General features: G+C 20.5%; 13 protein-coding genes. 12 read left to right on the top strand and 1 reads right to left on the bottom strand.

Going from position 1 to position 14,728, the window contains the following annotated elements; all coding sequences use genetic code 11:
- Positions 1–82: 82 nt before the first annotated feature.
- Entirely contained in the window at positions 83–1,990 is a 1,908-nt protein-coding gene (gyrB, locus tag ACHMP6_RS00240; RefSeq protein ID WP_412097525.1) for a DNA topoisomerase (ATP-hydrolyzing) subunit B, read from the bottom strand.
- A 536-nt stretch (positions 1,991–2,526) separates the two neighbouring features.
- On the opposite strand from gyrB, the gene ACHMP6_RS00235 reads away from it, so the two are divergent.
- From ACHMP6_RS00235 to pyrH, 12 genes are all read left to right on the top strand, one after another.
- Positions 2,527–3,408, top strand: coding sequence for a class II fructose-bisphosphate aldolase (locus ACHMP6_RS00235; protein WP_412097524.1), 882 nt, complete (start codon positions 2,527–2,529; stop codon positions 3,406–3,408).
- A gap of 56 nt (positions 3,409–3,464) precedes the next feature.
- Positions 3,465–4,427 carry an ATP-dependent 6-phosphofructokinase gene (locus ACHMP6_RS00230; protein ID WP_412097523.1) on the top strand — a complete coding sequence of 321 codons (963 nt, stop codon included), beginning with the start codon at positions 3,465–3,467 and terminating at the stop codon, positions 4,425–4,427.
- Positions 4,428–4,450: 23 nt separating this feature from the next.
- The gene (locus ACHMP6_RS00225; protein ID WP_412097522.1) at positions 4,451–5,836 is read left to right on the top strand and encodes an MATE family efflux transporter; all 1,386 of its coding nucleotides are present in this window, start codon (positions 4,451–4,453) and stop codon (positions 5,834–5,836) included.
- An 851-nt stretch (positions 5,837–6,687) separates the two neighbouring features.
- Entirely contained in the window at positions 6,688–7,980 is a 1,293-nt protein-coding gene (locus tag ACHMP6_RS00220; RefSeq protein ID WP_412097521.1) for a glucose-6-phosphate isomerase, read from the top strand.
- A gap of 242 nt (positions 7,981–8,222) precedes the next feature.
- Complete coding sequence (locus tag ACHMP6_RS00215) at positions 8,223–8,891, top strand: YitT family protein (RefSeq protein ID WP_412097520.1); 669 nt, start codon at positions 8,223–8,225, stop codon at positions 8,889–8,891.
- Between the two features lie 179 nt (positions 8,892–9,070).
- Positions 9,071–9,796 (top strand): TrmH family RNA methyltransferase, encoded by a 726-nt coding sequence (locus tag ACHMP6_RS00210; RefSeq protein ID WP_412097519.1) that lies wholly within the window; start codon positions 9,071–9,073, stop codon positions 9,794–9,796.
- Positions 9,797–9,988: 192 nt separating this feature from the next.
- A complete protein-coding gene (locus ACHMP6_RS00205) occupies positions 9,989–10,438 on the top strand; it encodes a Spx/MgsR family RNA polymerase-binding regulatory protein (RefSeq protein WP_412097518.1) in 450 nt (149 codons plus the stop codon).
- 98 nt (positions 10,439–10,536) lie between these two features.
- Entirely contained in the window at positions 10,537–11,481 is a 945-nt protein-coding gene (locus ACHMP6_RS00200; protein ID WP_412097517.1) for a tyrosine-type recombinase/integrase, read from the top strand.
- Between the two features lie 2 nt (positions 11,482–11,483).
- Positions 11,484–11,948 carry a dUTP diphosphatase gene (gene dut / locus ACHMP6_RS00195; RefSeq protein ID WP_412097516.1) on the top strand — a complete coding sequence of 155 codons (465 nt, stop codon included), beginning with the start codon at positions 11,484–11,486 and terminating at the stop codon, positions 11,946–11,948.
- A gap of 273 nt (positions 11,949–12,221) precedes the next feature.
- Positions 12,222–13,034 (top strand): 30S ribosomal protein S2, encoded by an 813-nt coding sequence (gene rpsB / locus ACHMP6_RS00190; RefSeq protein WP_412097515.1) that lies wholly within the window; start codon positions 12,222–12,224, stop codon positions 13,032–13,034.
- 95 nt (positions 13,035–13,129) lie between these two features.
- On the top strand, positions 13,130–13,990 hold the full coding sequence (gene tsf / locus ACHMP6_RS00185) for a translation elongation factor Ts (RefSeq protein WP_412097514.1): 861 nt from the start codon (positions 13,130–13,132) through the stop codon (positions 13,988–13,990).
- Positions 13,991–14,007: 17 nt separating this feature from the next.
- Positions 14,008–14,727 (top strand): UMP kinase, encoded by a 720-nt coding sequence (gene pyrH / locus ACHMP6_RS00180; RefSeq protein WP_412097513.1) that lies wholly within the window; start codon positions 14,008–14,010, stop codon positions 14,725–14,727.
- Position 14,728 lies beyond the last annotated feature (1 nt).

Raw genomic sequence — 14,728 nt, 5'->3', positions numbered from 1 at the left:
AAATAAAAAAACTCAAAAAAATAAAATTTATTTACTTATGATTTATATATAAACATAAATTTTATTTATTTTTTTTAAAACATTAAATATCTATGTCTGCGTATATAGCATTTTCTTGGATAAATATTTTTCTTGAAGAAACTTCATCTCCCATTAACATATTAAAAGTTCTGTCTGCTTCTACAGCATCTTCTAATTTAACTTGCAATAAAGTTCTAGTTTCTGGATTCATAGTAGTATCCCATAATTGTTCTGGATTCATTTCTCCTAAACCTTTATATCTTTGTAAATAAAATTTATTTTGTTTGTTTTTTTCTAAAAATTTTTTTAGATTTTCTTCATTAAATAAATATTTTATTTTTTTATTTTGTTGAACTTTATATAAAGGAGGATTTGCGAAAAATATATAACCTTGTTCTATTAATGGTCTTAAATTTCTGAAAAAGAAGGTTAAAAGTAATGTTCTTATATGAGCTCCATCAACATCTGCATCTGTCATTATAATTATACGACCATATCGTGTTTTACTTAAGTTAAATTCTTTATCTATTCCTGTGCCTACTGCTTGTATTAATGAAATAATTTCTTTATTGCTTAATGTTTTTTCTAATCTAGATTTTTCTACGTTTATTATTTTACCTTTTAATGGTAAAATTGCTTGAAATTTTGAATCTCTTCCTTGTTTTGCTGAACCACCTGCTGAATCTCCCTCTACTATAAATAATTCTGATAGAGCAGGATCTTTTATATAACAATCAGCTAGTTTAGAAGCAAATCCTAAAGAATCTAGTGGAGATTTTCTTCTAGTTAATTCTCTTGCTTTTTTGGCAGCTATACGTGCTTTTACTGCTAATAAACATTTTTCTACTATTTTTTTTGATTCTTGAGGATTTTCTAATAAATATCTTTCTAAGAATTCTCCAAATATTTTTGAAATTAATGTTTTTATTTCTACATTTCCTAATTTGGCTTTTGTTTGCCCTTCAAATGAAGGATTATGATGTCTTAAGGAAATAATGGCTGTTATACCTTCTAAAGTATCTTCTCCTATAAAACTCATTTCTTTTTTTAGAAGATTTTTTTCTTTTGCGTATTTTGTTAAAATTCTATTTAATGCCATTTTAAATCCTTCTTCATGTGTTCCGCCTTCATGTGTAGGAATATTATTAGCAAATGAATATATATTAGTTGAATAAACTTCGGAATATTGAAAAGCAATTTCGAAAAAAACATCATCGTTATTATATTCTTGATAAATTTTTTTGTTTAAAATTTTTTTATTTTCATTTAGATAATCAAGATATTCTTTAATTCCGCCTTGATAATAAAAATTAAAAATTTTATCAGGAATTATTCTTTTATCTATAATATTTAATTTAATGTTTTTATTTAAAAAAGCCAATTGTTGGATTCTGTTTTTTAAAATATCAAAACGATAAGAAAAGTTTTCCAATTCTTTAAATATTGTATTGTCAGGTTCAAAAGTTATTGTAGTTCCTTTTTTTGTTGTTGCTCCTATTAGTTTTAGATCAGTTGTGGGGTTCCCTTTTTCATATTTTTGATAATATTTTTTATTATTTAAATGAATTTCAACTTCAAAATTAGAAGATAAAGCATTTACTACAGAAGCTCCTACTCCGTGAAGTCCTCCAGAAACTTTGTAAGAAGAATTATCAAATTTTCCTCCTGCGTGTAAAGTGGTTAAAATTGTTTCTACAGCCGGTTTATTAGTTTTAGGATGAATATCTATTGGTATTCCTCTTCCATTATCAGAAATACGAATAATATTTTTTGGAAAAATTTCTAAACTAATTTCATCAGCAAAACCAGCTAAAGCTTCATCTATAGAATTATCAATAATTTCCCATACTAGATGATATAATCCTTTTTCAGAAGTAGAACCTATATACATTCCAGGTCTCATTCTTACAGCTTCTAATCCTTCTAAAATTTGGATACTATCAGCGTTATAATTGTGTTTGTTTGACATTGGTAAAATTATTAACCTCTTTTTTTCTTAAAATTATATTTTTTAAAAATTTTTATTTTATATTTGATTACACTCAGATAATTTAAACTTATATATAATAATTATACCATAATATTTAATCAATTTTATCATTTTTATATGAATTTACTGTTATTTTTAAAAAAGTATTTTTTTCTTATGAATTCATTTTTTTTGATAAAAAAGAAATAAAATTAATATATTTTGTTTATTTTATTTTATATTTTTATTTTTGAACAATTATTTAATTTTTATATAAAAAATATTTTTTATATAAAATATTTTATATTTTATTTGGTATCATATTATATTACAATATATATTATATTAATGAAATTTTATTTTTAAATTGGATTTATTTTTTTATAAATTTTTAGATAATTATTAAAATTATAATTATTTTTGTAAAATTTATAAAAATTTAAAAAATTTTTTTATTTTTTTTAAAAATAACAATAATTAGTTAATTTTTATTATTTTTCAAATATTGAAAGAAGATCACTTGTATAGTATAGTTTATGAAAAATTGCAATAAAAAAATAATTTTAGATGCCAAAGAAAAAAAATATGCAATAGCGCAAATTAATATTAATAATTTGGAATGGGCAAAATCAGTTTTACAAACTGCACAAGAATTAAAATCACCTATTATTTTGGGTTTTACTGAAAATTCAATTAATTATATGGGCGGATTTAAATGTGTTTATAATTTGATAAAAGAAATGGTTATTTTTTATAATATTACTATTCCTATTATTTTGCATTTAGATCATGGAACATTTGATTCTGTATTTAAAGCTATTGATGTGGGTTTTAATTCTGTTATGTTTGCCGGTAGTAATTATAATTTAGAAGAAAATTTAAAAAAAACCCAAAAAATTGTTAAATATGCTAATTTAAAAGGAGTTTTAGTTGAGTCTGAAATAGGAAATATTGGGGATGAAGAGGAACAAAATTTTAATTTGCAAAATAATAATAATTCTTTGGCTGATCCTTTTGCTTGTAAACTTATGTCTGATTTAGGAGTAGATATGTTATCTGTTGGAATAAACAATTCTCATGGAATTTATTCTTCCGAATGGGAAGGAATTAATTTTCAACTTTTAAATAAAATAAAAAAAGAAACTTCTTCTATTTCTTTGGTTTTGCACGGAGGTTCGGGAATTTCTGAAGAAATGTTAAAAAAATCAATTGAATTAGGAATTGTAAAAATTAATTTTAATACTGAATTTCAGATATCTTTTGCTAAGGCTATTAGAAAATATATTGAAGCGAAAAAAGATCTGAATATTTTAGAAAAAGGTTTTGATCCTAGAAAATTGTTATTTCCTGGATGTTTAGCTATTAAAGAATTAATGAGAAAAAAATTATATACATTAGGATCTATTAATAGATATTAGGTATATTTTATTATTTTATTTTTTTAATGAATTTGAAAAGGAATTAAGAACGATTAATGTTTAATAGAAAAGTGGCTGTTTTAACTTCTGGTGGTGATTCTCCAGGCATGAATGCCGCTATAAAATCAATAGTTTATAATAGCATTTATTATGGTTTTGAAGTATATGGTATTCAAGATGGATTTAAAGGAATATATGAAAATAAAATTATTCCTTTAAATAAAGAATTAGTTTTTAATATTGGTAATAAAGGAGGAACTATTTTAGGAACTTCTCGTTGCATGTCTTTGATGACAGATCCCAATAAAGTTAAGAAATCTTTAGAAAATTTAAAAAAACATAAAATAGAAGAATTAATTATTATCGGAGGTAATGGTTCTTATAAAGGTGCTATGGTTTTTGAAAAATCAAATATAAAATGTATAGCTTTGCCTGGTACTATTGATAATGATATTCCAAAAAATGATTTTTCTATTGGTTTTAGTACAGCTGTTAATACAATTATGAAATTAGTTCTTAAATTAAAAGATACTGCGCGTTCTCATAAAAGATGTATGATTATAGAAACGATGGGAAGATTTGAAGGACATTTAACTTTATATGGTGGAATTTCTTCTTCTTGTGAATTAATTATTACTAGAGAAAATTTAATTTCTAAAACAGAAATATTAGAAAAAGTAAAAAGTTTTTTTAATAATGGTAATGATATAGTTAGTATAATTATTACTGAAGGAATAATGGATATTCATGAATTGGCTAGTCAAATAGAAGAATATAGCGGTTATGAATGTAGAACTCAAGTTTTAGGGCATATACAAAGAGGTGGGAATCCTACATCGGAAGATTTTATTTTAGCAACTAAAATGGGGAGTTATTCTGTCGAATTATTGAGAAAAAATATTCATAATTGCGCAGTATGTATACAAAATAATAGAATAATGAATTTTTCATTTGAAGAAATTTTTAAAAATAAAAAAAAAATAGAAAATTTATATTCTGTTTTTAATAAGTTTTTTTAAACAAAATTAGAAAAAATGTTTTTATGAAAAAAAATAATAATTTATTACATTCAAAAAATGATATTTTTAAAAATTTATTAATAATTGCCTTTCCTATAGCTATCTATTTATTATTTCAAAATTTACAAGATTCTATAGATCATTTTATAATAGCGCGTTATAAAGTTGGAAACTCTTTTTCTAGTAATTTAGCTCAATTATTACAATTTCAAAAGACTTTTATAATTATTTCTTCTTGTTTGGGAACTGTTTCTGTTATATTAGTTTCTAGAGAATATAGTAAAAATATAAATAAATCTCGCCAATATGCTTCTTTAATGTTTATAATTTCTGTTTTTATAGGCTTGTTTTTATTTTTTATTTTTTTCTTTGGTAGAGATTTTATAATATTAAAAATAGCTCGTATGTCTAAAGATATTTTAATAAAAGGGTCTCAATATTATAATGTAATGTTGTTTTCTTTTCTTTGTGTTATAATTAATTCTATCTTTATTAGTTTAGAAAGAATTCAAGGTAATAAAAAGTTTGTTTTATTTTTAAATATTTTAATAATATTTACAAAAATAATAATTTCTTATTGTTTGGGTATATATTTTAAAGAAAGAATTACTATTTCTCATTTATCTTTTTCTACTTTAATTTCTAATTTAATTATTACTATTATGGCTTTTTATTTTATGTTTAGTAAAAAAAATAATTTAAGAATTCAAATTAAAAATATATTTTTTTCTAAAAAAATAATTAAAGAAATTTTTAAATTAACAATTATTTTATGCGTTGGAAAAGCTACTTATTCTATGGGAAAAGTATGGGTTAATAGTTTATCTTCTAATTATTATGGTAATGATTCTGATATTATGTCTGTTATAGGTTTAATTGCAGGTGTTAATGGTATTTGTTATTCTATTTCAAGTGCTTTTGATGAGGCTCAGTCTGTTATGATTAGTAAATGCGCTGGATTGAAAAATTATAAACAATCGTTTAAAATTTTTTATACAGTTGTAATTATAACTTTTTGTATAGGTATTTTAGGATTTATGACTAGTCATTTTTTTGGCCAAGATATTATGTATTTTTTATATAAAAAAGATAAATTATCTTTTTCTAAAATAAATGCTTTTAAAGTTATTCTTTATTTTGAAACTACATCTTTATTTACATCAGTTTGGGCTTCCAATATGTTGACTTATATGACTTCTTTTTATAAAAAAGTTAATTTTGTTTTATTTATGAATCTTTTGCGTATTATTTGTCGTTTATTTTGTTTATTTATTTTTAATCAATTTTATTTATTTTCTTTTTTAAGTGGTAAACCTAGTAGTTTTGGTTTAAGTATTTTAATAAGTAATTTATTTGTTTTAATAATTACTTTTTTGTTATTTATTTACCAAATAAAGAAAAAAAAATAGATTAAAAAAATTTTTTTATGAATATTATATAATATTGTAATTTTTTTCTATAAAAAATTAACTATTTTACTACTTTAAAAATGTTTTTTTTAAATAACATTTTTTGTTTTTAAACTTGTTTATTAGTGGTTTTAAAACTGAAATATTATTTTTTTATGATTAAATAATATATTTTGAAAAATAATATTTCGTTTAAACTTTTTTTATTATTATTTTGTCGAATTTTCTAAATTTTGATGTATAATAATTATGTAATATTTTTTATATATCTTGAATATTGGAATTAAAATAGTGTGTTTCAGTTCTAATGATGTTCTTGTTATAAATTTATTAATAAAATTATTGGTTTTTTTGTTTTATTTTCTATTTGTGCTCTATATTCTTGTCTTTTGCCAGTCCTCTAAGGATAGAATAAATTCAAGAATATAGAACACAAGTAGAAAAAAAGAAAATAAAGAAGTTAATAATTTTTTTAATAATAACGAGACTATAATTAAAATTATTAATGACTTTAGGAACATTATATTAAAAATTATTCTGATTATTTTTATAATTACTATATTTCAATGTAGTAAAAAATTTTCTTTTTTTATGATAGAAAAAAAATTTTTTGTCTTTGGAATAAAAACAAACTGATAAATAATTTCAAATTTTAAATTTATTTATTTTTTAATAAACAACCTATAGTTTTGAAGTAGGTTGTTTTTTTTATATTTTTTGATATTTTTAGAATATAAATATATAATATAAAAGCTATGTTTTGATTAAAATAAAAAATAATTTTTTAATGAATTATTAATATTAACAATAATAAAACTATTGTTTTAGAATATTTTACGAGGTTTCTTTTTATGTCTTTTGAAATGGATTTTAAAGGTATTTTAAATTTTTTTGATTTTGAAAAGGAAAAAATAAATTTCAAACCAACTATAAAAAAAATTCACAATTTGTTACACTATAAACACAAAACAGAATATACAGATTTTTTAGGATGGGTTGATTTAAATCTTTATAATGAACAAAAAGAAATACAAAAAATTAAAGAATTGAAAAAAAAAAATTCTTATTTAGATGTTTTAGTAGTTATAGGTATAGGTGGTTCTTATTTAGGAGCTAAAGCTGGTATAGAATTTTTAAAAAAACCTTTTATCAAAAATAAACCTGAAATTATTTTTGCTGGTCATCAAATATCAGGAAATTATTTATCTAATTTAATTGAATATTTAAGTGATAAAGAATGGGCTATTAATGTTATTTCGAAATCTGGTACTACTTTAGAACCAGCTATTGCTTTTAGAATTTTAAAACAAAAATTAGAAATGAAATATGTTACAAAAAAAGAAATAAAAAAGCGTATTTTTGTTACTACAGATTCTAAAAAAGGTAATTTATATCAAATTTCCTTATTAGAAGATTATGAAAGGTTTGTTATTCCGGATTCTATTGGAGGTAGATATAGCGTTTTAACTTCAGTAGGTTTATTACCTTTTGTATTTGCTAATTTAGATATTGATTCTTTATTAAAAGGGGCTAAAGCTGCTTATAATGATTTTAATAATAATGATGTTCAGAAAAACTTAGCTTATCAATATGCATTAGCTAGATACTGTTTATATAATAAACTTAATAAAAAGATAGAATTATTAGTTAATTATGATGATCAATTGTTTTTTTTATCAGAATGGTGGAAACAATTATTTGCTGAATCAGAAGGTAAAAAAGAACAAGGTATTTTTGTTGGTTCTTTAAATTATACTTCTGATTTGCATTCTTTAGGTCAATTTATCCAAGAAGGTAATAAAATAATGTTTGAAACTATTTTAAATATAAAGGAAATTGATAAAGATTGCATAATACCAAATATTACTAATGAATTAGATAATCTTAATTTTTTATCTGGTAAAAATTTGTCTTTAATAAACCAAACAATTATAAAATCTGTGAAACAATCTCATATTGAAGGACATGTTCCAAATATAGAAATAAAAATAGATAAAAAAAATGAATATAATTTAGGTTATTTATTTTATTTTTTTCAAAAATCTTGCGCTATGTCAGCTTTTTTATTTGGTGTTAATCCTTTTAATCAACCAGGCGTGGAAGTTTATAAAAGAAAAATGTTTTCTTTATTAAAAAAGTTATAAAATATATTTTTTTATTAAATTTATTTTTTATTTTATTTTTTTCATATATAAATTTTTTATGAAGTATAAATTTTTTTGTTTTGTCAAAAAAATAAAAAAATAAAAAATTATTAAGGATAATTCAATAAATGAAAATTTCAAAAAAAATAAAATCATACTTTATATTTTTATTTTTTTTTATTTTTTTTATAATATTAAGTTTCTTAAATTATTTTAATCAAATATATCATTTTTTTAGGTTGATGAAAATATTTATAATTTCTATTGGTTTTTTTTTACTGGTTTTTGGTGTATATTTTTTCGTTTTATCTGAAAATTTTATTGTTGGAGGATTAGAAAGTAGTTTAATTTTTTTAGATAAACTTTTTTTTTATAGAAAAAAACACAAAAAACAAGAATATTTTTTTAGCAATAATAATTCTATTATTATTTTTCGTATTTTGATTATTTTGTTATTTGGTTTTTTAATCGGTAATATTAATTTTTTTATTTCAACAGTTATATTTAATTTTTCTTTTTCTTTTGTTATTAAAATGTTTGATCATTACAATCTTAAAAGAGATTTTATTATTAATAAAATGCCTGATTTAATTAAAAATAATAAATTTTTTAAAATGTCTTTATGTTCAATAATTATAGGTATATTTTTGGGTATTGGATGTGGTTTAATTTTTGCCAATAATTGTTCTACAGGCGGAACAGATGTTATATTCTTATATATTCAAAATAAATTTAAATTAAATTTAAAAAATATTTTGTTATGTATTGATGGTATTATGATTTTGATTTCTTTTTATTTAGATTTTTCCAGAAATCCAGAAGACAAAAAAAGTGTTATAATTAAATATATTTTTTCTTGTATTGCTTTTATTATTGCTATTTTTTTGATTGATTTGATGCAAAAAATATGATTATAAAATTAATTTAGGTTTTTTGAATAATTTATTGAAAATTTTTATTTATAATATATTATAAATATAAAAAAATATTATTTTTATTTTAAATATTAAACAAAATTAAAGTTATGTTTTTATGTTTATTAATGTTAATAAATAAATAATGAATTTAAAGAATTGAAAATATAAAAAAAATGATATCTTCTAGACACAATTATAAATTTAAAAAATTAAAAAAACTTTTATTAAAAAAATATCGTGATAAATATCAAGAATTCATAGTATATGGAGAACACTTGATTGAAGAGGCTTTGAAAAAAAAGATTGTCATAGAATTGTATTCTTCTTCTTTTTTAAAAAATAGTATTTTAATGAAAGAATTTTTATTTAAAGAACTAAATGTTTTAGGAGAACCTCCTTTTAAAATAGCTCTTTGTAAAATTTGTAATATACCTTTGAAAAATAAAAATAATAATATTCTAGTTTTGGATGAAATTCAAAATCCTCAAAATGCTGGTGTTTTGTTAAGAAGTGCTTGCGCTTTTAATTTCAATCATGTTTTTTTTAGTAAAAATTCTGTAGATTATTATAATGAAAAAACTATTAGATCTAGTCAAGGAGCTTGTTTTAATTTATTTTTAGAAAGAGGCGATATTATAAATTTTTTGGATTTAAAAATCAATCAATCTTATAAAATTTTTAGTTCTTGTGTTTATGATAAAAATATTAATTTAAATCAATTAAATTCAAATTTTTTTAAAGAAAATCCAAAAAGAATTTTAATAGTAGGTAATGAAGGTTCTGGAATTTCTTCAGAAGTTAAGAAAAAATCTCATTTTTTTTTAAATATTAAAACTACTTCGGTAGAAAGTCTTAATGTTGCTGTAGCGGGAAGTATTTTAATGTATTTTTTAAAATAACATGAAGTATTTGTATAAATTTTTTTTTTAATACATATAAAAAAATTTTTACTTGATTATAATAATTTTTGATTTTTTAAATAAAATTTGTTAAAATAAATGTAATTTTGATTTATTTTTTATTTATTATTTATTATATTTTACTCATTTTTTAAAAAATATAAAAAAAAATAATAAGGAATAATGTTGTATATGGTTTTGATTTATACTAATGCTCGTTGTGTTTCTTGTAAAAAAGCTAAAAGATGGTTAGAAATTCATGGTATTAAATATAAAGAGAAAAATTTAAATAAATTCAATTTGAAAGAATCAGATATTGATTCTATTTTAGACCATGAACAAATTGATTTTACTAATATAATTTCTACTCGTTCTAGAATTTTCAAACAACAAAAATTTGATCTATTTTCTTTAAAAATAAAACAAATAAAAAGATTTATTATTGAAAATCCTAGTATTTGTAAAAAACCAATAATTTATGATGAAAAATCTATTGTTATAGGATATAATCAAGATGACATAAGAGTTTTCATTCCTAAAAATTTACGTCATTATATTATCAGAAATAATATTCATATAAAAAAACATAATTATGTCCAAATGATTAAAGAATATTTTATTAAGATGAATAAAAGTAGTTAATTATTTTAAAGGTAAAAAAATTACATTAAATTGAATCTTTTTAATGTAATTTTTTTTATTTGAATTTTTTTAAAAAAAATTAAAAAAGTAGGTATTAATTGTTTGATTTAATTAGTGAATTTGAAATTTTTTTAAAAATTGAACGTAATTATTCTAATTTGACTATTATTAATTATATTAGTGATATTAAAGAATTTAAAAATTTTTTATTAAATAAAAATATGTTATTTAATTTTGATTCTTTAGCGCAAGAAAATCAAGCTCGTTATTATTTGTCTTTTTTAAATGAAAAAAAATTTAAAAATGTTTCTATTATGAGAAAAATTTCTTCTTTAAAAACTTTTTATAATTTTTTATTAGAAAAATATAATTTTAATTTTAATATTTTTAAGTCTATTAAGGTTAAAAAAGTTTATAAAAAATTGCCTAAAGTAATTTCTGATAAAGTTATTCAAAAATTATTTGATTCTATTGACATTACAAATGATTTAGGTTTTCGTAATTATTTAATATTAGAATTATTATATAGTTGCGGTTTAAGAGTTAGTGAATTAATTAAATTACAAATTAAAGATATATTTTTTTCTAATTCTCAAATTTTAATACATGGTAAAGGAAATAAAACTAGATATTTGCCTTTGCATAAAAATTTAGTTAAAAAATTAGTTTATTATATTAACAACATAAGAAAAAAATTATTATTAAAAAATAAAAAATATGACAAAAATTTAAACCAAAATTTTTTATTATTGAATTTTAAAGGATCATGTCTAACACAAAGAGGGATCAGAATAATTTTAAATAAAATAGGTAATTCTTTTTCAGAAAATTTTAAACTTTCACCTCATATTTTGAGACATGCTTTTGCTACTATTTTACTTAATAATGGTGCTGATTTAAGAGTAGTTCAGGAACTATTAGGACATAAAAATTTAAAAACAACTCAAATTTATACTTATGTTTCTAATAAATTTTTGAAAAATAAATTTTTTGAAAATCATCCCAGACATTTTTATAAAAAAAGACAAAATAAGGAGAAATAATTTTGCATAAAGAAAAAAAAATTTTTTTTAAAATTGTAAGTTCATATATAGAAAAAAATATTAATTTACCTAAAAGACAAACTTTGTTTAGTGCAGGATATGATTTTGAATCCGCTTGTGAAGTTGTTATAAAACCTGAAGAAATTTTCTTGTTACCTACAGGTGTGAAAGCTTTTTTTCCTAATGATAAGGTTTTATTGATTTATGCTAGGTCATCTTTATCAATAAAAAAAAGATTAATTCTTGCTAATAATGTAGGAGTTATTGATAGTGATTATTATGATAATGAAAAAAATGAAGGTCATATTTTTATTCCTTTATATAATTTTTCAAAACAAGATGTTTTGATTAAAAAACACGAAAAAATCGCTCAGGGAATTTTTCAAAACATTTATTTTACTGAAGATGAAGTTTTTCAAAAAAATAAAAAACCCATTAGAAAAGGGGGATTTGGTAGCACTAATTAAATGTTTTAATAAATAATTAATAAAATTTAAAATAATAATTTTTAAGAAAATAAAATATGTTATACTAAAAAAGGTATATCTTAAAATCGAAATTTAAGAATTATAGTAAATATATAAAAATTATAAATAATATATAAAAGATAATAATAAATAAATAAAGTAATAAGTAATAATTATAATAATTTTTTATACTTAGTGTTTTATACTCAATAAGTAATAAAATATAAAATATCATTATTTCATTTGTTTATAAAAAAGGAGAATTTTTTAAATATGGCTGTTGTTTCAATAAAACAATTATTAGAATCAGGTATTCATTTTGGACATGCAGCGAGAAAATGCAACTATAAAATGAAACCTTTTCTTTTTTCTTTAACTGAAGGTGGTGTACCTGTTGTTAGAAATAAAATTAATATTATTGACTTGAAAAAAACTATTGTTTTCATTGATATTGCATATAAAAAAATTGTTAAAATGGCTGCTGATGGTGAAAAAATTTTATTTTTAGGAACTAAAAAACAAATTCAAGAAATTATTAAACAAGAAGCGCAAAGATGCAATCAATATTATATTATTCAAAGATGGTTAGGAGGTATTTTTACTAATTTTCAAACTATTTTAAAAAGAATTAATTTCTTAAAAGAATTGTATAAACAAGAAGAAGAAGGTTTATGGAATGATTTAACAAAAAAAGAAGTTATAAAATTAAAAAAACAAAGAGCAAAATTAGAAAAATTTTTAGGCGGAATTAAAGACATGGATAGTTTGCCAAAAGCTATTTTCGTAGTTGATATTCAAAAAGATTTAATCGCTATTAAAGAAGCTCGTAAGTTAAATATTCAAGTTTTTGGTATTGTTGATAGTAATTGTGATCCTGATTTAGTTGATTATATTATTCCTGCTAATAATGATGCTATCAAAGGTGTAAAATTAATAGCTTCTATTGTAGCTGATGCAGTTATTGAAGGTACTAAAGCTAGAAATTCTTCCAATTCTAATGAAAAAAATACAATTAATATGAATGAAATCAATAACATAAAAAATAACGAGAAGTCTGCTAACGAATTAAGTAATAAAAATAAATAAAAAAAAGTAAAACTAATAACATAAAAAATTTTTACGGAAAATTATTTATTATTTTGGTATAATTAATAATTCTAATTCGCAGAGAGGAACAAAAAATGAAAATTACTTTAGATAAGATCAAGTTACTAAAGCAAAGAACACAAGTAGGCATACTTAACTGCAAAAAAGTTTTGGAAAAAACAAATGGTGATATTGAAAAAGCTATAATTTTACTCAAAAAAGAAGGACTTGTAAAAGCTAAACAAATAAATCAAATTAATAGTGAAAATAATACAGTTGAAGGTTTAACAGGAGTTGCTGTTAAAGGCAATAAAGCTATTATGTTTGAATTAAATACGGAAACAGATTTTGTGGCTAGAAATGAAATTTTTTTAGGTTTATATAAAGAAATTGAAAAAAATTTATTATTAGCTGATCGTTCTATAAATAATTTACAAGATTTTTTAAATTATGAAATCCCTAATGAGAAAAAAAACATTCAAGAATTAATATTAGAAAAAATTTCTATACTTAAAGAAAAAATTATTTTAAGGAGAATTAAAGTAATTTATAAAAAAGATGAAGAAAGTTTTAGTTTTTATAAACATCAAAAAGGAATAATTTCTTCTTTGGTTTTATTTGGTAAAAGTTGCCCTGAATCTTTAGAAGAAATTCCTGTTCATATAGTAGCAATGAAACCTATTTTTATAAGTAAAGACAAAATTGATTCTAATTTTTTAAATCAAAAAAGAAATATTTTTTTCGATCAAGTAACACAAGAACATCCTGATAAAAATTTAGAAATTAAAAAATTAATATCATCTCGTCTTTTAGAAAATTTTTTAAATGAAAAATGTTTATTAGAACAAAATTTATATAATAATCCAAAACAAAAAGTTAAAGAATATTTAAAATCAAAAGATTCTACTGTTTTAGAATTTTATCGTTTTGAAGTTGGGGAAATTTTTAATAAATAAAAAGGAAATTTTAATTTATGTTTAAAAGAATTCTTTTAAAATTAAGTGGTGAAGCTTTGAGTAGCGGTAATAAAGTTAATATTGATCCACAAAAAGTACAAAAAATTGCTGAAGAAATTAAAGAAATAAAAAATTTAGGATTGGAAATAGTTATTGTTGTAGGTGCTGGAAATATTTGGCGCGGTATTTTTGGAGAAGAATTAGGAATGGAACGTAGTCAATCTGATTATATGGGTATGTTAGGAACTATTATTAATTCTTTATCTTTGCAAGATGCTTTAGAAAAGATAAATGTCGAAACAAGAGTTATGACTTCTTTTTCTGTTATTTCTGTAGCAGAACCTTATATTAAAAGAAAAGCTTTACGTCATTTAAATAAAAATAGAATTGTAATTTTGAGTGCAGGCGTAGGGTTGCCTTTTTTTTCAACAGACACTGCAGCAGCTTTACGAGCGGCTGAATTAAATATTGAAAATATTTTGATGGCTAAAAATGGCGTTGAAGGTGTTTATGATAAGGATCCAAAGAAATATAAAGATGCAATTTTGTTAAAAAAAATAAAACACAAAGATGTTATTTCTCAAAGATTAAATATTATGGATATAACTGCAGTTTCTTTATGTTGGGAAAATAATATTAATATTTTAGTTTTTGATATGAATAAAAAAAGTAATATTAAAAAAGTTATTTTACAAGAAGAAAAAATAGGAACTATTATTACTTCTAAGGAGAATTGAA

It is taken from the genome of Candidatus Phytoplasma palmae, from assembly GCF_046896035.1.
GTDB lineage: Bacteria > Bacillota_I > Bacilli_A > Acholeplasmatales > Acholeplasmataceae > Phytoplasma > Phytoplasma palmae.
This window is presented reverse-complemented; position numbering and strand designations above follow the sequence as displayed.